Raw genomic sequence first — 225 nt, 5'->3', positions numbered from 1 at the left:
CGTTATTTCGAACTTCTTCAAAAGTTACCGAAGCTGTTCCACAATTATCAGAAGCTGAAAGTGTTGCCGCAACCGGAATTGCATCACAAGAAACGGTTAAATCTATTGGTAAAGTTTCGTTGAAAGTTGGAGCCGAATTGTCTTCCACAGTTACAATTTGCGTATGCGAAACCGTATTGCCACAAAGGTCTGTTGCTGTCCAAGTTCTTGATAATGAATAATTTC

General features: G+C 39.6%; 1 protein-coding gene. It reads right to left on the bottom strand.

Annotated features, from left to right (window positions below; translation table 11 throughout):
- Window positions 1–225 (bottom strand): hypothetical protein (locus tag GV828_RS13105; RefSeq protein WP_166537943.1); only part of this gene is annotated, 225 nt, incomplete at both ends.

Source organism: Flavobacterium ichthyis, from assembly GCF_009915155.1.
Taxonomy (GTDB): domain Bacteria; phylum Bacteroidota; class Bacteroidia; order Flavobacteriales; family Flavobacteriaceae; genus Flavobacterium; species Flavobacterium ichthyis.
Note: the sequence above shows the minus strand (reverse complement) of the source record. Positions and strands in the feature narration are given on the sequence as shown.